Origin of the sequence: Polynucleobacter sp. AM-25C3 (assembly GCF_018882335.1) — a bacterium.
Classification (GTDB): domain Bacteria; phylum Pseudomonadota; class Gammaproteobacteria; order Burkholderiales; family Burkholderiaceae; genus Polynucleobacter.
The window spans coordinates 37,817-55,733 of sequence record NZ_JACVOS010000010.1; the positions used below are offsets into that span (position 1 = coordinate 37,817).

At 46.7% G+C, this 17,917-nt stretch carries 18 protein-coding genes; all 18 read right to left on the reverse strand.

Going from position 1 to position 17,917, the window contains the following annotated elements:
* Positions 1-227 precede the first annotated feature (227 nt).
* Complete coding sequence (locus ICN12_RS07920; protein ID WP_216271966.1) at positions 228-815, reverse strand: lytic transglycosylase domain-containing protein; 588 nt, start codon at positions 813-815, stop codon at positions 228-230.
* A gap of 11 nt (positions 816-826) precedes the next feature.
* On the reverse strand, positions 827-1,252 hold the full coding sequence (locus tag ICN12_RS07925) for a hypothetical protein (RefSeq protein ID WP_216271967.1): 426 nt from the start codon (positions 1,250-1,252) through the stop codon (positions 827-829).
* A gap of 299 nt (positions 1,253-1,551) precedes the next feature.
* Positions 1,552-2,262, reverse strand: a complete 711-nt coding sequence (locus tag ICN12_RS07930; protein ID WP_216271968.1) for a hypothetical protein — start codon at positions 2,260-2,262, stop codon at positions 1,552-1,554.
* Between the two features lie 54 nt (positions 2,263-2,316).
* Complete coding sequence (gene pilV, locus ICN12_RS07935; RefSeq protein ID WP_216271969.1) at positions 2,317-3,621, reverse strand: shufflon system plasmid conjugative transfer pilus tip adhesin PilV; 1,305 nt, start codon at positions 3,619-3,621, stop codon at positions 2,317-2,319.
* Between the two features lie 23 nt (positions 3,622-3,644).
* The gene (gene pilM, locus ICN12_RS07940; RefSeq protein WP_216271970.1) at positions 3,645-4,133 is read right to left on the reverse strand and encodes a type IV pilus biogenesis protein PilM; all 489 of its coding nucleotides are present in this window, start codon (positions 4,131-4,133) and stop codon (positions 3,645-3,647) included.
* 9 nt (positions 4,134-4,142) lie between these two features.
* Entirely contained in the window at positions 4,143-5,183 is a 1,041-nt protein-coding gene (locus tag ICN12_RS07945) for an ATPase, T2SS/T4P/T4SS family (RefSeq protein ID WP_216271971.1), read from the reverse strand.
* A gap of 31 nt (positions 5,184-5,214) precedes the next feature.
* The gene (locus ICN12_RS07950) at positions 5,215-5,694 is read right to left on the reverse strand and encodes a type 4 pilus major pilin (protein ID WP_216271972.1); all 480 of its coding nucleotides are present in this window, start codon (positions 5,692-5,694) and stop codon (positions 5,215-5,217) included.
* A 78-nt stretch (positions 5,695-5,772) separates the two neighbouring features.
* On the reverse strand, positions 5,773-6,936 hold the full coding sequence (locus tag ICN12_RS07955) for a type II secretion system F family protein (RefSeq protein ID WP_216271973.1): 1,164 nt from the start codon (positions 6,934-6,936) through the stop codon (positions 5,773-5,775).
* A gap of 14 nt (positions 6,937-6,950) precedes the next feature.
* Positions 6,951-8,588 (reverse strand): GspE/PulE family protein, encoded by a 1,638-nt coding sequence (locus tag ICN12_RS07960; RefSeq protein WP_216271974.1) that lies wholly within the window; start codon positions 8,586-8,588, stop codon positions 6,951-6,953.
* Positions 8,578-9,831, reverse strand: a complete 1,254-nt coding sequence (pilO2, locus tag ICN12_RS07965) for a type 4b pilus protein PilO2 (protein WP_216271975.1) — start codon at positions 9,829-9,831, stop codon at positions 8,578-8,580. Before pilO2 ends, ICN12_RS07960 begins: the two co-directional genes overlap by 11 nt.
* Before the next feature lie 2 nt (positions 9,832-9,833).
* Positions 9,834-10,619 carry a type IV pilus biogenesis protein PilP gene (pilP, locus tag ICN12_RS07970; RefSeq protein ID WP_216271976.1) on the reverse strand — a complete coding sequence of 262 codons (786 nt, stop codon included), beginning with the start codon at positions 10,617-10,619 and terminating at the stop codon, positions 9,834-9,836.
* Positions 10,619-12,349, reverse strand: a complete 1,731-nt coding sequence (locus ICN12_RS07975) for a secretin GspD/PilQ domain-containing protein (RefSeq protein ID WP_216271977.1) — start codon at positions 12,347-12,349, stop codon at positions 10,619-10,621. Before ICN12_RS07975 ends, pilP begins: the two co-directional genes overlap by 1 nt.
* Positions 12,346-12,897, reverse strand: coding sequence for a toxin co-regulated pilus biosynthesis Q family protein (locus tag ICN12_RS07980; RefSeq protein WP_216271978.1), 552 nt, complete (start codon positions 12,895-12,897; stop codon positions 12,346-12,348). Before ICN12_RS07980 ends, ICN12_RS07975 begins: the two co-directional genes overlap by 4 nt.
* A gap of 123 nt (positions 12,898-13,020) precedes the next feature.
* Positions 13,021-14,103, reverse strand: a complete 1,083-nt coding sequence (gene virB11 / locus ICN12_RS07985) for a P-type DNA transfer ATPase VirB11 (RefSeq protein WP_216271979.1) — start codon at positions 14,101-14,103, stop codon at positions 13,021-13,023.
* The gene (locus ICN12_RS07990; RefSeq protein WP_216271980.1) at positions 14,100-14,414 is read right to left on the reverse strand and encodes a hypothetical protein; all 315 of its coding nucleotides are present in this window, start codon (positions 14,412-14,414) and stop codon (positions 14,100-14,102) included. Before ICN12_RS07990 ends, virB11 begins: the two co-directional genes overlap by 4 nt.
* On the reverse strand, positions 14,404-15,660 hold the full coding sequence (locus ICN12_RS07995; RefSeq protein WP_216271981.1) for a DUF1173 family protein: 1,257 nt from the start codon (positions 15,658-15,660) through the stop codon (positions 14,404-14,406). The genes ICN12_RS07990 and ICN12_RS07995 overlap by 11 nt, the downstream gene beginning before the upstream one ends.
* A gap of 1 nt (position 15,661) precedes the next feature.
* The gene (gene virB10, locus ICN12_RS10995) at positions 15,662-17,011 is read right to left on the reverse strand and encodes a type IV secretion system protein VirB10 (protein ID WP_216271982.1); all 1,350 of its coding nucleotides are present in this window, start codon (positions 17,009-17,011) and stop codon (positions 15,662-15,664) included.
* Positions 17,008-17,910, reverse strand: a complete 903-nt coding sequence (locus ICN12_RS08005) for a TrbG/VirB9 family P-type conjugative transfer protein (protein ID WP_216271983.1) — start codon at positions 17,908-17,910, stop codon at positions 17,008-17,010. Before ICN12_RS08005 ends, virB10 begins: the two co-directional genes overlap by 4 nt.
* Positions 17,911-17,917: the final 7 nt, after the last annotated feature.

A 17,917-nucleotide genomic window follows, 5' to 3' on the forward strand; every position in this document is an offset into this window, starting at 1 on the left:
GTTCATTTTTTGCACTTAAGGTTGCACGTCACGTTTGACCCCCAATTATGCCGTAGCGCATGGGGCACCTGTGGCACCTGGGGCATATCTACCTCGTACCTAGACCAATTGCAAGGCACTTGCCAGCCCAGTAGGATTACCCCTAGATAATTGGCCCCTTACAAATATGCCGGATTTAGTTGGTCATAGGGCTGATGAAAGGCTGGGGGCTGCCCACTTCTTGGTCATCAAATCTTCTCAACCAATTTAAATCGGTTGTAAAGATAGAGAACATTACTTACATAGGCTTGCGTCTCAGCATATGGCGGAATTCCTCCGTATTTCTTGACTGCTCCAGGACCGGCATTGTATGCAGCTATGGCTAGCGGCCAGCTTCTAAACGTGTACCATTGAGCCGCCAGGTAGTAGGCACCTGTCGCTAGGCTTTGCCTGGAATCCCACAATGCATCAGGATGGTGTCCTAAAGAGATTGCGGTGCTGGGAATTACTTGAGTAAGCCCTCTTGCCCCAGCTTTGCTGATGGCATTCGGGTTATAGGCCGACTCAACCGCCACCAAGGCTTTTAATAATGCAGGTTCCAAGCCTTGCTGTTTAGCGACCTGATTGATTAGAGGCTCGATAGCCCAGTAGCGGCCAACAATAGCGTTACAGTTATTGCCCCGGTACCTAGCGTCTGCTTGCAAACAACGTACCAAGCCTTCAATACCCGAGGATTGGGCTTGAGCATGGGCAGGTATGAGGATAACTAGGATAAAACAAGTACTTACCAGTAGAGCCCTGAGGCCACAGTAGCATGAAAGCAAATTAATCCTCATGCGGGCTTAATTTAAACGCCTACCCTTGGCAGTATTGAGTCACCAGAAGGTTCGTAGCGAACACGGAGCGCCGCCAATAGGGCTAAGGTAAAAAGAATGCCGAGTAGATCAAATAAAAATTGATTTGTCGTAGAGCCTTTGGAAAAGGCAAGTCCAATATTGAATTCCCAACAAAAACTAAAAACCAAATATGCAAACGGCACCAACAACATAATGGCTCTTAGGATGTAATTACAAGCCCTAACTGGGTCTTTCTTCCCTTTGATTAGCAAAACAGAAGAAAGCGTACCAACCACAAAAAGGCAGCAGCCAATGGCTGTTATGAAATGCTCTAAATTTACAATCCAGTCGAGATTGATGAAACCTAAACTTTGCAAAGGGATCCCAGAGAACTCTAGGCCACGGACTACTCTTAAGGAAAAAGCTGAGAGAGTCAAGGCTGACCCCCAGAATATTGAGGTGGGTACAAATTTAGAAAGTTTCATAATTAAAGGGAATAAAAATAGCTTCGATTAACTGGACTTAAGTAAGCTTAAGAGGTGGCCGGCCTGATTAAGTCATCAGTACTTCTAGTCGCTTGATCTCTTTGTGATCGTGAAAGGCAATAAATACATCGCCACTTACTTCGATACCCGCCAGCAACCAAACGCATTTGATCGATATTTTTAGTCATCATGCAGGACGGGCAAAACTTTTCGGAAGTAAGTGTTTTCATGTAGCGAGTAATTGGCTTAAATTAAAACCGATAGCCTACACCCAATTGCAACACTGGCAATAAATTGTATTTAGAGAGGCTGTTGTTAATTGATTGCTGTTGAGCGGTAATATCGGTAGCCAGTTGTGTACAAGTTGACGGTGCAGTTCCTGCAGAGCAGTTAGCTGACAGCGTAACTTTTGGAGCCCCACTAAAGATCACGCCAACGTCTGATGTGAAATACAAACCACCATTAGTAGCGCTATTAAAGCCATCGTAACCAAGACCAAGGTAAGGCTTAACGCCACTATATTTAGCGCTACCATCGAACGAGTTCACCTGAGAAGTTGAATAGGTATTGCCATTAATAGTATAAGAGCCAGCGCCTGTTGTGGCACCAGTTAAGCTCAATTGTGTACTTGGAATATAGGCTCCGGCACTCACTCGGAAACCATTGGCAAAGGGATGCGCATCAACCAATAGATCCCATCCACCTAGCTTGAGCTTGCCATTAAATTGTGAGCCGTCATTGGTGAAGTTGCGGCTAAAGTCCATCTGACTGTAGCCACCACGCAATTTGAAGTACTCATTAATACCATAGGTCAAATCAACCCCAAGACCCATGGTTCCTGCTTTGGCAGAAATACCAAAGGGGGATGCAGACTCTTGTGCAAATGTTGCATTTGATGCCCCAATCGCTGCAATCAAGGCTGCATATGTTGCAGCTTTTCTGAATAAATTAATGTGTTTCATGAATACTTCCTTTCTTTTTGTTAAAAAAATAATGCTCAAATTAATAAAGCTTTGTTAATACATCTCTGCCCAGCTATATTTCCCAAAACGACCAGAGGTCGCGCGGTAGCAACTACCTGGCGCAACAATTCCAAATGCATTTAAATAACCTGAGCCACCGTTCCAGTTACCTACGGAGTACTCAATAAGGACTCCATCTATGTACAAAGCAAGATCGCCCCAGCCTGGTGAAGGATTCGGGCCACCACTTATGCCTACAGCTATCGGATAAGTAAATCCATTGCAATAAGTCGTTCCGAAAGAACGGGCAACGGCATGCCATGTCTCACCACCTAGACCAAGACCCTTAGCGGATGCTGATTTCCAAGCGCCCCATCCAGCACCCACAGCTCCGGATTGTTGAACCCTTGTATAAGGAATTCCCACATTCGCGCCTGTCATGGCGTATGCGGTTTGTACGGCGTAAAAGTTGCCACTGTTCACGTGGCGATAGGTGTCAACAAAGTACCAATCAGCTGAAGGTGCATTACCCATGCCAGCGCCATTGACGCAGCTCTTAGTTCCGGCCAATCCTTCAAGAACATTTAGATCGCCCGAGTATTGTGGGCAAGCTATATTGCTTGTCCAAACATTGCTTTGGCACGTTAAAGCTAAGCCAGTGCCATTTTGAGCAATCGCTCCATTAGTTGCGCAAGCACCGCCAATGGTTTGAGTAGACGCCATAATGATGGGCGTATTCATCGTATTCAGGCTGGTATTGCCTACGTTATTGCGATAAAGATAATTGCTAACGAATTGACCGTTGCTAAAAGTAAGGAGCGAGGCAATATTGCCTCCAGCAATTCCAGTAAAACCTGCCGTAGGTAAGCTCCAGCCCGCATACGCACCTTGTGCTGTTGCGGTGCCAGTAGGCCATGTACCCGAATCATTTAATGGGATAAATCCTCCAGGGGCACCGATAAGGGCAGCCACTCGTGAAGCCACCTGATCAGTTAATTGGGTGCCTCCAGTACCTAGCGCTAACGCGTTAAGATTTCCGGCGGTAGGCTGCAACACTTGCGCTTGCCAAGTTTGGCCAAATGGGTTTGTGGCGCTAAAGGAGCTTGGTAGCAATCCTACGGCAGGCGCTTGGAGCATAGCTACTGTAATAGTCGCCGGTGTTGAAGCCGTGGCTACCGCAGAGATATTGCTACTGTATTGCGTGATGTAGGATTGAACCGCAGTATTAAATTGCGTGGCTTGCTGCGCTGTGGCGGCAACCTGCATATTTAAATTACCTTGTTTTTGATAATTCATAAACAAGATGACAAATGCCACCGTCAATACTCCAGCCAAAAGCGACCCTAGTAGATCTCTCATTTAAATTCTCTTAAGTGTTTTCATTACAAATCGAACCCAATAACCGAAACAATATTTCCGCTCGTAATTGGTGTGGCCAGCGGCATTGCAGCAGTTGAAGCGCCCACTGCTGCGCTCGTCCAGGTAGTTCCATTGGAGATTCCAAAGGAGGCATCGTTATTGGCAGCGATCGAGGCTTGCTCAGCTACGCTTTGGGTAAAAGGCGCATAACAAATCACCACCCTGGCATTACCCACTCCGGTCGCAATGACAATGTTATTGACCTGCCCTAAAAAGCTGCTGGAAAAAGCACCGCCAATAGCGATAATTTGCGCCACCGGTATCACGCCGGCAAAGCTAGGATTATTCTGCTGATAAGTCATCACCGCATTGCGGTAAGCCAAAAAGGATTGACCATTACTTTGTATCTGAGCCGAAGTAGTGTTGATTGCAGCGACTTTGGACTCTTGGCCAAAGATAGCCAAAAATCCTAAAAACATGACTGAAAAAATTAGCGGTGCAAAAAATCCCATTTCCGCCCCTTAAGATCGACTCTGCAGCATGTGATTGCGCTGGCGCGAAATCTCTGAAGAAAGCATTGAAAAATTACCGCTACGAACGACCGACGCTAAGGCGGTGCCTTCAGGACCCAAGAACCATAAAAAATCAATAGTGAGTTTTTTACTATTTCTAATGCTAGCGGGCGCATTTTGTTCTTGGCCTTGTCCCCGCCCATCGCTTAAGGGGCTTGCAGACTTTAATGAAAAAAGTTCTGTTTGATCTTTGGTCTCACACAGCTCCAAATAGGCCACTGCAGAAAGTGCATCGGCCAATAAATTGTTATCCCCAATAAAGCCTGCAAAACGGGCTAAGGCACCTACTAATGAATGGCCATGAAACGTGGTGATAACTAAATGGCCTGACAGGGCTGCCAGCACGGCTTCTTTGGCCACAAAAGCATCTCTGATTTCTCCAAGGAAAATAATATTGGGAGAGGTTCTCAGAAAATTGATTACCGCATTAGCCATCTCTTGATCGCTACCAACCTCATGCGAAAAACACATACCATCACCATGGCGACCAGCAATTTGTAGCTCTACGGGATTTTCTGCGGTAACGCAAACACCACCCAAAGTAGTTAGACGCGCCACAATCATGCTATTGGCTAAAGTCGTTTTACCAGAGCCTGCTTTGCCGCCCAGCATGCACAAACCCTGCGTTAATGTTGGGCTTAAAAGGCGCTCAATGATCGGCTTAGGAACCCCCAAATCTGCTAAGGTGGCCACTCCCTGTCGATAGCGCCGAATATAAAAAACAGTCTGGTCATTACTGCCAACTAAATTAGTCACCCGAAGACGCATAGCGCTTTGTGTGGCAGCGGGCCATAAGGCCGTCATGCTCCCCGGCGCACTAGCATCACACCGCTCACCAAGATAACGATAGAGCTTTGAGAGCTCTTCGTGCAAGGGCGGCTCGAATTCACGCAAACGCAGTGAATCGCTTGACTCTTTGTAGCGGCAGTCCCTGGGATTCTCAAGTAAATAAATGTCTGAGAACACCAGGTCTAAGAGGGTTTTAGGCATACGAATTTGACTCTCGAAAATAAAAGCAAAATTAATGGCCGAAAGTAAATACGAGTGAGTTGGAATTGCCTGTGCAGGTACCTGCAACCACACTAGGGTCTGCTGGTAGAGTCACGCTGGTACCGTTAATAGAAAGAGCGCCTAAGTTGCTAATGGCGGTCGCCATTTTTACGCAGGCATCATTGGGAACTGAAGGTTCGGTAACGGTAAAAAAGCTAGTATTAGCTGCAGGTGCCACAGTCACATTACCACCCCAGGGGTTAATGAGCGCTGCGCCAGAGATCATCGTAGCTGGTGCTAAATTGCCGTTGACAACAACAGTCGCTGAGAGATTGGTGTAGGACGGATGACTAATATAAGTCGCTTGAATTGACCCAACCATAGAGGTTAGATCCGTTAACGCTTGACTGGACTTATTGCTACTGGTGACGTTGTTGTAAAGAGCGATTAAAGCCACAATACCAATGATGGTTACTAAAGCGGCAAAAAGACCGCCAATAAGATCACGCATTTTGATTCTCCTAAAGGGTTGTTACTGCCAACTACTGATTAAAAGGTTGAACTGCTTTTTTATAACTACACTGCCGCACTACTTCACTACGGTGCCAACTTGATTTGATAGATCTTGAACTGCCAAAATTAATATCGCCATTCCAAACATCATTGAATATTCAAAGAATTTGGAGGTGGTATTGGCCAAGGCCAATGTACGAGCCTCAATTTGAGAAGCCCACGTCGTTACAAGTTTGGTAATGCGCTCCGGAAAATTAGCAAATCCATAAAGAGCAATAATTGATTCATTAATTTCTGGCGATGGGAAATTCATCGATAGCCCACCTTGTCGTGTGGGTGAAATTAAGGCTTCTGGCAAGCTCATGCCGCCACTACGCAAGCGATGAAATAAGAGTGAAAGACGCTCTGAAAGATATGGGCTTGCACCTTTAGCCTGCATTTGCAAAATTTGCACATCAGAAATTCCGGAGGCCAAAAGAGTAGCGAAAACCATTAGCCATTGGTAGCCCACCAAATCACGGTAGTAGCTATACGGAAAGTGGCGTTCGGCAACGAGGCGTGTTGGCCCAGTCCAACGGGGCAGCGACCAAAGCAAAGCCGCTAATGCTGAGCCAATGAAAACAGGGATTAAGAAAATCCAGGCAGAATTCACAAAGCCGCTTATAGCGTACAAAAAATGGACTAAGCCTTGGGCTTTTGCTCGCGGCACGGCAGACTCTAAGCCTGGTATCACAGCACTTGCCAGATACCACAACACCGCGCAAGCAATGAGTAAATGCCCCACAGTGCTTGAGAGTCCTTGTCGTAACGTCTGCTTTAACCGAACACTGCGCTCACGCTGCTCCAATATGAGCGATAGAGCAAAAGGCAACTTACCGCCAAGCTCACCCGCACTGATGATTGCGAGTTCTTCGCTACCTACTAATCCCTCTAAGCTTTCTGAGAATTTTTTACCATTTTGTAGCTTTTGAATAATCAGCAAAATGATTCTGGCATACGCATGCTTTTTGGTGCGCAGCATACGATCTCTAAAATGCACTAAGGCTTTTTCTAAAGCAATCTCATTGCCCACCTGGTCAACTAAGTGCTGATAAAAGGGGCCCCTAATTTTCCAATCTAATTTACTTTTCCGGCTAAATGCCCCCTGCAGTTGCAAAGGCAGTAGCCCTCTTAAACCTTCGAAATACTCAGATGCAAGAGACTGTGTTAGGCGGGCTTGACTGCGTTTTAAAAAACCCATTTGTGAGTTTTCCATCACGCAACCAATCCGTAAGGCATGGAGCTGGCAGGGTTAGAGCTAATTAAGTCAACGGTTTTTTCCACCGCCCGAGGGTCAACCTCACCAGTAAAAACTAAGTGCAGCGCTTGCTCCAATAAGGGTCGATCCGAATCAACTCTTGCGCGATAATTTTTACGCGCAACGCTTGTGCCATGATTGACAAAATCGTCCATCAAGGCTTCGTCGCATAAAACCACTTCCGCAATCGCCACCCTTTTGGATTTGCCGGTGTAATTGCAATGCTGGCATCCACCCTCTTTTTCCAGATAAACCTGATTAACATCACCCCAAGTTCCCAAAGCGGATAAAAGTCGCGCATCCAATGAAAAGCCCGAAGCTGCGCTATCGCTCAACGAAACCTTGCAGTGGGGACAAGCTCTTGGGATTAATCGCTGCGTGATCACTCCACAGAGAATGGCAGGATCGCAAAACCGTTTACGCGGCAATAGAACGGGGTCCATTGTTTCGATACGATCGATCGCTGCAAACGGGTCAGGAGTATGCAAAGTAGACCATGCTTGGTGACCTGTTAAGGCTGCTTCAATGACGGATGCGGCAACTGCTGGCCCTCGAATTTCTCCTAAAAATAAAATCTTAGGGGCCATACGCAACGCCCCGCGAACCAAGTTTGCGTACTCTATACCCACTTCTTCATCGTTTTTGGCGTTGGTGATCACCATTTGCACCGCCCAGGGCATCGGGTTTTCAACCGGATCTTCAACAGTGACCTGGCGGTTATAGGGCTTGATTCTGGCTAGGTGTTGCAAGATCTGAAACAAAGTGGTGGTTTTACCGGAACCAGTAGGCCCAGTAAAAAGAACAACCCCCGCCGGGGTATTCATCAAAATGTCTATTTTTGCAATTTGTGCTGCAGAGTAACCCATCTCCGCCAATGCAAAGTGTCCGGCGGGACGCTCTGGATAGGACAAGGGGTCAAGCCCATCTTCTTTTTTATGTCCTGCCAAATATTGCAAACGGATTGTCATAAATCCGCCGCCTTGTGCGCCTAAAGAAAAAGCTGGCCCTCTAAAAATACGGCAAGAAGATAGTTTGCATTCTGGCGGAAACTCCGAGCCGGAAATTTGCGCATTTTGATATGCAAGCTCTTCATACATTGCAGCCTTAGTTTGGGCAATGCCTTGAAAAATCGCTCTGGCGATAGCGCCACCTTCATTGTGAAATACTGTCAGAAAGTGATATAGATCGCCACCAATTTCAAACTGCACATCCGCATGGGTACCACGCATCATGATATGAATATCAGATGCACCATACTTGCTAGCCTGGGCAATCAGATCGAGCGCATAGTTACGCACCAATAGCTCACTTTTGTCGCCACCAATCGCTTTTTGAGCAAATCCTTGTTCGTGCAATTGAGCGATCTGGGCGATTTCGCGAAGCTCTACCGTTATTGAGCCATCATTGCGCTTTGTCTTATTTAGCCAAGTCATAAAGTGTGGGTTGCCCGAGGTGCGTAGATCTGTAAAGACGGTTTTAGTCTTCACGTCTAGCGCAACCTTATCCAAAAGACGAAGTGGTAATAACTCAAACTTAAAACCCATGGAAGGTCTTGAGCCATTAAATGAATTTAAAACAGATTTTCTAGTATCCATAAACCATGCCCTCTAATTTGTACCCAGCACTATCGACCAAACTGCTAGAAAGATGAGTCATTCGCATTCCCGGCACGCTCGAAAAATCAATTGAAAATGGAGCTGTTGAGCTAACCAAAGTGAAACTTTGTTTTTGCAACGGCTTGACTTGAGAGGCGGCGTTATTGACTTGTTGCGCCATTTGATTAATCTGGCCTGGTAAGGCGTTTGCGGCAGTATCAGTCGGCGTTGTTAGCTCCAAGCTCATGCCGGTGCTTTGCGCAATAAAGCGCAAAGCCAGAAGATTGCTTTGCAAACTGCCTGGTGGCTCGATAGAGGCGCTATTCTGGCCAGCGCTCACCCCAAAAGATAGGGGCAGTAGTTGTGAAATATTTGCGCCATCGTTACTGAGCGCCCCTTCTGGTCGATTTTTTACCGTTGCACCAGGCGCTAATTTCCACTGAGCCAGCGCTTCATTATTCTGACAATCTATTCCCACTAACTTCCAGCCAGATTTAGTCAGGGGTAGTGCATACACCGCTGCTTTACAGGCAGTAAGCCAACTATTGGGCATGGGCGCATTCAAAGGCGCTAATGCTTGGTCAGCCATCTTTTGCTGTTGCGCTGCTAGCACCTGAGCAGCATGAATGCGTGCCTGCTCTTCTTTTTGCAAGGCATGCCAATAAAACCCACCTCCTACCAGTCCGGCGCAAACCATTCCAATCGTGACGCCCTTCCAGGGCAACGCTTTGCTTGCCCCAATGGCATTGACTGTAACAAGCTTACTTTTAGCAACAATCCCAGTAGCCTCGCGCTGGGCAATATTGGCAAGTAACTCATTTAAGGCACTTAAATCCCCTTCAACACTTTTCCAATCTTTAAACCCTGCATGCGCTGAGCGCACTTCATCAATCTCTTGTGCAGTGCCAATAATGTCGCCATCCGGGAGAATGGAATAGCCATCTCGAACGGCAATGTACCAATACACACCATCGCCTAGCTGAAATATGCCAAACCAAGGCTCAGCAACGGCGCTTGCTAAGCGGGCTGCAAGCGAAAATGTCTTGTTCGACTTTTTAGTAAGCGCTCCATCGCTATCGTAAGCAAACCCTGCTTGAACTGCGAGTTCGCTAACCCGCAATGCGTAAAGATTGGCTCCATAATGCTGCGCTTCTGTTTTGATTTCGCTAAAGTTGGGCGCTGTATCAAAGGCATTCCAATGCATGCCAAGATACCAACGCGTTTTGCCAAGCTGGAGAATCATTCTTATTGCCCCATGACAAAATCAGAGTTGGCGCTATTGCCAACCAAGGGTATAGATCGTTTAGCCTTACCCGAGCCAAACAGCACTTCATTTGGTGTGATGGCGCTAACTACGCCATAGCCAGCAATAACAGTTCCTACTGATGCTGTAATAGTCTGGCCATTTGGCATCGAGACATTGGCACGGTAATTATTCTCGCCACCGGCAATCATTAGTACGCGAGGTCCTCTCGCTGAGTTAGTGGGGCCTGGGCTTTGCGCTGCATTGGGATTGGGTGCCCCAGGGATGCCTGGGACACTACCTTCTTTAGCAATTTTTGTTTTGAGCTCGGCATTTTTTAGTTGCTCGGCAAGCATGGCATTTTCAGAACGCAGTTTTTCTAGATCACCTAAAGTTGGGGCAGCCCAATCGGCAGGCGTAGAGGATTTAGCGTCTGGAGAACCTATAGCAGCAGAGGCTTTTTTATTCGCAACAGTCCCCACTCCGTCCTGGCCCGGCTGTGTAGCGGTCTTCACCACTTCTTCATTCTTGGCTAAACCTGATGCTTCAGGCTTGCTTGTAGCCGGGACATTAGCCGAGGTTTCTGGGCTTAAATCCATGGCCGCCTTTGCATCAGTTTGGACTTGAGTAAGGACAAGCCCTCCTGACTGTACTACGCTCTGCGGCCTCTTTTGAGTCGGCTTGTCAACACTACTATACAAATATATGGCAGCAGCAAGAATGGAGCAAATCACTATAACTAGCGCGAAGCCAATAATTTTGTTTTTTGGAATAAGAGAGAGTTTCATTAAAGTACTTTCGCTGTAACAACGATGGCCATAATTTGCTTGCCTGCAGTCGAGTCAAATCCACCTCCGAGCAAATAGAAGAAAGGAGAAAAGATTCCTGAGTTTTGGTTTGAGCCAGTCTCTTTGGTAAGGCTGGTGAGAAGCAAAGCATCGCCAGGCGTTAAAGTCACCGTATTTTGGAAAGTGCTGGTATCAATGTCGGGTGTTTGAATAGAGGCTTGCGAAGAACCTGAGCCACTGGTGACCGTCTTAAGGGAGACTAATGCGCTATTGGTCATCGTCATGGCCAGCACAATCTTGCCGTTTATGATGCGCGGCACAAACATCGCCGTAAAACCAACTGTGAAGGTCCCTGGCGTAAGTGACGTTGTAGTGCCCACGTTGGCAGACGTTGTTGAATTAGATGAGGCAAGGTAGCTTTGCTGTCTTGCCAATTGCACCGGTGTTGGTTGACCATTCATCGCAATTGCTTGCTGATGGAGTTTTTCAGTCACCTTACCAATTGTTGATAGCGCATTTAGAGCCGCGGTAGATCCAGCATAATTCGATGAATTAATGACTGATGCACCAATATTAAATGGCGTCATGCCGCCAATCACTGCTGGGGTTTGAACGCCGGTAACGTTAAAACCCAGATTGCCAGCGGATTTAAAAATCACACTAGGGTTCCAGCTGTAGTTTTCTTCGCTATTAACCGCAACCGTATAGATGTTGACGTCAATCTGAACCTGTTGGGACAACTGGTCAGATAAGGTCTTTACCCATGTTTCCATATGACGAACTTCTGCGGGCGAACCGGTCACCGTAATGGAGCCAGCGGCAGCATTAATAGCTACTTCAGCACCCTTACCTACGACCTTGGCAGTGGTTTCAATATCCTTCCAAAGATCTACGTCATAACGGGAAGTGCTCTCAGCACCAGAAGAGCTGCTTGCTCCCCCTGAGACATTGGCACCACCAGAGCCTGATGATCCTGAAACTGATGCTGAGGTAGTTGTGATGGTTGAGCTACCCTTAAAGCTGCGGGCAATAGTTGGAAGATAAAAAGTTTTTGATTCACTACGAAAGAACATGGCCTTACCATCTGCAAACTTCCACCACACCCCAGTCTTTTGCGCCAACTGATCTAAAAGACCGTTTAAGGTGCCCTCGTAATTAAGATTCATTGGAATCTGTAATGGCAGGCGCGCTAACTGCGTATTCGTTGGAGCTTGAAAAACGCCGCCGGTATTACTTGCGGGCGCAGAAACACCAAGCGGAGCCGGCAAGCCAGCGCCCCCCGATAGATTGGAAGCAAGCGCTGTAGCAGCGCTTGGCAATGCGCTGGTGTTAAGCGCTCCAGGCATAGATGTGCCGGTGGATTGGGTCGTCGTATTAACCTGCAATCCCGTTAAATCCGCAACGAGATTAAATTCTTCGCTAATCCAATGAGCAACGTCAGGCAACATTACGGAGCGACTCGGTTTGTAAACCACCTTCTTTTTAAGAAGCGGCGACAACTGCTCTGCAACTGTAATTTTCTCTCCAGCAAGGTAAGCCCCAGTTGATTTAATCACCACAGGTCTTGCGGGATCAACATTGCCCTGTTTTGCAATTTGCTCTTCATATTCAGCCTGACGCTGATTATTCTTGGCCCCAATAAAGCCTGAGCAAGCGGTAATAAAGACACAGCCAACTAACAGCGAGGCCAATAGTACTAATTTTTTAGTTTTTGAAATGTAATTTCTCATTGTGGCGTGACTCCCGGGCCTGTAATTACTAAAGTTTTGTTTGCGCTATAGAAATTAGCGTGAATAAGAATTCCATTGGAGGAAAGTGTTTCAATCACTTTGGCGGCGGCGATATCAAAGCTGCCAGTAAATTCTGAGTTAGAAGGAATTACCCAGTCTTTATCGAACTGCCAAACCAGTGACCAATTCGAATCCTTCGCCCACTTGGTAAGCTCAGACCTTATGGTTTCTCCCTTTTTGAGCTGCCAAATCAGCTCAGGCTCTGGCGCTACTGGAATTACGATATTGGCCTTCGAGATTGTTGAGACAGCTGCAAGCCTCACCTGCACTTCAGCTGGCGAGTCCTCGAGAGTTAAATCAGGAACTTCCGTTGAAGGGATTGTGTTGATGGGTTCATTTATGGCGATCCGCGCTTGCCCATCAGGCAGTAAGACCGGTCTAGGACCGCTTGAGCAGCCGACAATGGCTAAAACCGCCATGCTGGCAAAGCATAGTAATAGCAAACGCTCAATGACAATAGAAGCGAACTGCTTATAAAAAACAGACATGTTAATCCTATCAAGTTATGGTGCGCGCTAACGCATACACCTATTTTCACTCATAAAAAAATACTTGGCAATACCTACAGCTTTCCTACTAAAAATTTTTGTCAAATGTCGTTAATGCGCCCATTAATGACCATAAGCCAACTCACGCTTCTTAAACGGATCAAAATGAATCTCGGTCATCACCCTTTTCTTCCCAATTAGCTGATCGCCTTTAAAAATAAATCGGGCTTGCACATGAGCTACAACATCGATCGTCATTAAAAATAATTTCGCGATTTCGGCTTGGGTATATGCAGCGGCTTCCTGGTGCTCCTTTGCCATGAAGACAAACCTTGGGATTGCTGTTGGGCAGCTTTCAGCATGGAATGAAGTCAATGAGCCACTATGGCCCGTGGTCAAGAGCTTAAGAAAGTCGTAACTCTCTGACCCGCGTAACTCAGCAAGAAGAACGCGATCGGGCTTCATGCGCATATTGCTACCAATCAAATCTGCGGGTGTAACGTTTGCCTTACCTTGACCACCTTTTGAGTAAAGTAAATTGACTTGATTTGCTTTATCTTCCATAAACAGCTCTCGAACATCTTCAATGGTGATCACCCTCTCCCAGCTCGGAATGTATTGGCATAGTGATTTCATAAATGTGGTTTTGCCAGAGCCTGTATCGCCAACCACTGCAACGTTTAAGTGGTTTTCCACAGACGCCTTTAAGAATTCAGGAAAGCATTTGCTTTCAAGTAATTTCATTAGCTTCTGACTATTGGGGTCAAGCTTCTCAATGTTGCCCTCTGGCTTGCTCCAAAAAGTATCGTCAAAATATCCTCCATCAACATATGCTGACATGGGAATTACCTTCATTTGAGGGCGGCGAATTGTAAAGCTAATGCAGTCTGGTGGAACCGCTGGCTCCATTACGATTTGTACGCGCTCTTGACCCGGGAGCGTGGCCGACAGAATCGGGTGCGATGAAGATATTTTTTGATCAGTGAAGGTAGCAATGCTTTGCGCAAGCTGTCTTAGGTGAAGTAATGTCAGCTCAGGCACCGAATGGAACTCCCAACCATTATCTGATTCAGTAACTAACTCTCCAGGACGATTAATAACCATCTCTGTAACGCCATCCTTGAAATATGATTGCAGGGGTAGCATTAATTGCTTGACCATCGAATCTTTGCCAAGAGAATCAATAGGTTTAGAGGCATTGTTCATGGCTGACCTGTTGGAAGTTGTGGTTGAGAATTGGAACCCTGCGAGCCAGATCCGTTGGTTTGAGGTACAAAGAATTGCTGTGGCGCAGGCGCTTGCGCTCTATCGCAAGTTGGCCAAGGGCGTTTATTTCTTAGCGCATCATAAAGACGCTGCATAACCGGAACGCACTCAGGAACCGCTGTGGCTCCAGCTGGATTGGCCATGCATAGCGCAACTTGACAACCCCAGTCGTCAGCCTTTGCCAATTGCGGGAAAAGCGCTGACGCAGAGAGTAAAAAGGCTAATAGGCTTGATTTGAAATTAATGCTCATGACCAGCTCCTTCGTTTGAATATGAATTTCCCTGCAATTGAGGAAGATTAGGTAAAGGTTCGTTCAGTTTCCAGATCCAGCTATCCATATCGCTATTGGCGATTAATTCGGTTTGCTCGTTGATGAAATTTGACTGATTAACTTCTGATGGCGTCAGGTAGAGTGCCGTTGGCTTTGGACCTGTGTCCGATAGAACTGCACTTGCTAGTGGCTTATGAATACTTAAGTTGTAACGCATTCCTTTTACAAAGGTGCGCTCCTGCTTTACCAGCAAGCTTGTTAATGCAGCATCGCCCATAGACTCAACTGGTAGCCAATTTTCGTCTACATACATTAACGCAAGCTCTTCAAATTTGGCTGTCAAGGATTCATTTATTCCAAAGGTGCCGATAACCATTAGGTGCCCCCCTGGAAACGCATTGCGTAGGGTCAGCTCTCCCTCAAAATGCTTCAATAGTTTTCGATGCACATCTGCATCCATGTAAAAAGGAATGTGTGGAATTTGTTTAATCGCCATCGAGTACCCAAAACGAGACTCGGAAATATTTTTAACTTCTCCAATAAGAAGCAATAATTCCTTTTGATTAGAATCAAACTGAGAAGCCTTAATCCATCGCTCCTTCCGGCGCATTTCATTTTCAATAAATTTAGGATCGGTTTCCTCTAGCCATCTATGAGGCAAAAATGATGACTCAGAAAGAGAAAGGTGCTTAACCATAGATACATTGAGCGCCTCATTTAAATACTTCCCAATCACTACCCAATTACGCTTACCCTGCATCTTTGGAGTCCATCGATTAAAGCCAGCTTCTGCCCACAAATATTGCAAGAGGCTTCTAAACCCCAATCTCTTCCCCTCTGCTTTAACGCTAGAAACTGATGCATCGGGATTGGCGACTGGTGCCGCTCTACCCGGCATTTTTCGTAGTGGGAAGCCGATCTTAAGTGTTGTAGTGCCCAGCTTGGTGTTTTCGATAATTGCGGTTCCCAAAAGCTCACCAAGCCCCGATAACTCAATTGGCGGCTCGTAGGAGTCGCAGTGGGAGGCATGTAAAGCCCCGGTTCCAGGCATGCGCTTTAGAACGTATTCGTCACTAAATTTTGATAAGTACATGGGAGGATTGCGATCATTGCAAAGGCAAATCGGGTGATCACCAACCTCATACGCCTTGCTTAATAAACTTTGCCAAACATGGTCTGAGGGGCTAGCAATACGATTGTTAGATCCTTCGAACTTATATCGCATATTAATTGGCCTTTAACTCATAAACACTACTAAAGTCCAAATCACGAGCCACTGAAATTGAAATTCGATCACCTTGATTCTTTTGAAGTGTCGGCGGAATTCCAATCGAATTGCGAACAATCTCTGTCGCTAAAGAGTTTCCTGATGACTGCGTGTTTTGTATAACGCTGGTGCTATTGCTCCCAGTGCTTGCTTTCGCAATGCCATAGCCCACAACATCCTGAAACATGGAGACGAGAAAAGCAGCGCCAAATCGCTCCATAAAGTGGTTATCAACATCCCCGGAAATTCCGCCACGACCCAACGAATCAGCTCCTGGAGAATCCAAATCAATCACTACCCCAGTTGGGGTCTTGATTCGCGTCCATAAAACAAAGACGCGTGTTTGGCCTTGCTTAATACTGGTGCCGGATTCGCCGGTTGCTTTTGATCCTTTGTCGATTAACACAACCTTTCCGTCATCGCTATACACATTCTTCGTAACCGTGCATGACAGCTGACTTGCTGCATCAGAAGAGAATGCGGTGTCAAGACCGCAATCAATCGAAGCTCCTTTGGCCAACATTAGACTGCGATTGCCTAGTAACGTAGCTGTGGCTTTTGGTGTTTTGCTAGGAGTTAATTGATTACCAAATGCACCAACGGGTTGAGTTGGTTGTGCTGGCATTATTTTTGATATGTCAGGGAAAGCAGGCATCGTAGGTTGCGCAAGCCCACCGACTCCCTGAGAAGTGCCAGCTGAGACCGCTACTCTGTTTGCCCCAGCCATACCCGGCATGGCTGATGAGGCTGAAATACCATCCTGCATTACCAGCGGGGAATCAAATCGTGATCGCGGAATCATTGGTACATTAGGGTCAACAGCCCCGTAAGGTGAGGTTGGCGCTAAGGGCTGTCCAGGCCCGCTTTGTTTTAATGCTTGCGAAGAAGATAGCGGTCCAGGAACACCAGCCCCAGGAGCAGTTGATCCATCCTTGGCCTGCGTACTGCCCTGCTCAGTTGGCTGACGGCCTGGTGGGGTTGCGCCTCCAAAGCCATCGGAATCAACCCCTAATGTGCGTCGTGTACTTGTTGGCTGCCCTGCAGTTGCACCAGGTGCAGCATTGTTGGAATTTACTTCGCTCGCCTTATTGCCTAAGGCGGCCAAATGATTAGCGCGTGATTTTTGATAAAACCAATATCCGCCAGCTATAAAAGAAGCTATGAAAACTAGCGGGATAGCAACCTTCCAAACATTTGTTTTGCGCTTAAGGGCAGTATTTGAGCCAATATGGGATCTGCCTCCCCCGGCCAAGTACTCATCCTCTTCGTGCGGCTGATCCCCGGACTCAATTTGATTAAGTTCGCTCACTTTTGAACCCCCTTCACAACTCGGATTACGCCTGGAATTGTGGTTCCGTTTACTGCAGGCACGCCATCAGGATCGTAGCTCTCATTCCAAATACCAACGACTTGATTTGATAGGCGCAATACCCAGCGCGGCGCTACTTGGTGAGCAACCAAGACATCGTTTTCAAGATGCGACTCAACCATTGACTCTTGATTGTCAGGCGCAACTTTAAAAATTGTAGGAATTGAGCGGTTGTTTGGAATTCGAATATAAGTAAACCGACCGTCATCCCAAACTTGGTTTGGAATAATTTCCTCGGTACCTTCGATTTTCTGCATTGTGTAATTCGTATTACGCTTGATGCGTACAGAGCTATTTAAGCGTTCATCTAACAAGACGCGGCTCTTTTCTGCAGGCGACTGCTCTATAGATGAGTGCTGAAAAGCAATGGTCCAATTCCCATTTTGCTTTTCCTTTTCACCAAGCACTCGCAAATCAAATGCATAGCGATATAAATTAGTTTTTACCAACAAATTGGTATTAGCTGCAGCTAAGCCAGGCTTTAGAGTTATCGAATCATCACCTACCTTCCCAAGCAAAACCCAGCCGTCAGAATCACCACCAAAAACACATGGTGTTGAGCCCGCAGCACAGGCTTCAATTCGCTCCCCTGGCGCAAAAAATAACTGCGTTGCAAATCCCAATTTAGTCAGAACGGGCACCACCGTAGACTGCGAGTCTGCGTCGTAATCGACATTTAGGATTTTTGGAATTTCAGGGGTTAAGTTTGGCTTTTTCGCCATCACAACGACTTTAGGGGTTACAGCAACCTCTTTCTTTGGTGCGCTTGCATCCTCACTCTTGGGTTGGCTGGTTTGCGCATAAGCCACTTGAGAGGCAATGAACAGCATGATTGACATGCAAAAA

What these genes read in the sequence shown, in the direction of transcription:
- ICN12_RS07945 (WP_216271971.1), bottom strand. Translation starts at nt 5,183, where the DNA reads ATGCCTAAAACCCTCTTAGACCTGGTGTTCTCAGACATTTATTTACTT.
- ICN12_RS07950 (WP_216271972.1), bottom strand. Translation starts at nt 5,694, where the DNA reads ATGCGTGATCTTATTGGCGGTCTTTTTGCCGCTTTAGTAACCATCATT.
- virB11 (WP_216271979.1), bottom strand. Translation starts at nt 14,103, where the DNA reads ATGAACAATGCCTCTAAACCTATTGATTCTCTTGGCAAAGATTCGATG.
- ICN12_RS07955 (WP_216271973.1), bottom strand. Translation starts at nt 6,936, where the DNA reads ATGGGTTTTTTAAAACGCAGTCAAGCCCGCCTAACACAGTCTCTTGCA.
- pilM (WP_216271970.1), bottom strand. Translation starts at nt 4,133, where the DNA reads ATGGGATTTTTTGCACCGCTAATTTTTTCAGTCATGTTTTTAGGATTT.
- ICN12_RS07995 (WP_216271981.1), bottom strand. Translation starts at nt 15,660, where the DNA reads ATGCGATATAAGTTCGAAGGATCTAACAATCGTATTGCTAGCCCCTCA.
- ICN12_RS07980 (WP_216271978.1), bottom strand. Translation starts at nt 12,897, where the DNA reads ATGTCTGTTTTTTATAAGCAGTTCGCTTCTATTGTCATTGAGCGTTTG.
- ICN12_RS08005 (WP_216271983.1), bottom strand. Translation starts at nt 17,910, where the DNA reads ATGTCAATCATGCTGTTCATTGCCTCTCAAGTGGCTTATGCGCAAACC.
- pilP (WP_216271976.1), bottom strand. Translation starts at nt 10,619, where the DNA reads ATGAAACTCTCTCTTATTCCAAAAAACAAAATTATTGGCTTCGCGCTA.
- ICN12_RS07990 (WP_216271980.1), bottom strand. Translation starts at nt 14,414, where the DNA reads ATGAGCATTAATTTCAAATCAAGCCTATTAGCCTTTTTACTCTCTGCG.
- ICN12_RS07960 (WP_216271974.1), bottom strand. Translation starts at nt 8,588, where the DNA reads ATGGATACTAGAAAATCTGTTTTAAATTCATTTAATGGCTCAAGACCT.
- pilO2 (WP_216271975.1), bottom strand. Translation starts at nt 9,831, where the DNA reads ATGATTCTCCAGCTTGGCAAAACGCGTTGGTATCTTGGCATGCATTGG.
- pilV (WP_216271969.1), bottom strand. Translation starts at nt 3,621, where the DNA reads ATGAGAGATCTACTAGGGTCGCTTTTGGCTGGAGTATTGACGGTGGCA.
- ICN12_RS07975 (WP_216271977.1), bottom strand. Translation starts at nt 12,349, where the DNA reads ATGAGAAATTACATTTCAAAAACTAAAAAATTAGTACTATTGGCCTCG.
- ICN12_RS07920 (WP_216271966.1), bottom strand. Translation starts at nt 815, where the DNA reads ATGAGGATTAATTTGCTTTCATGCTACTGTGGCCTCAGGGCTCTACTG.
- ICN12_RS07930 (WP_216271968.1), bottom strand. Translation starts at nt 2,262, where the DNA reads ATGAAACACATTAATTTATTCAGAAAAGCTGCAACATATGCAGCCTTG.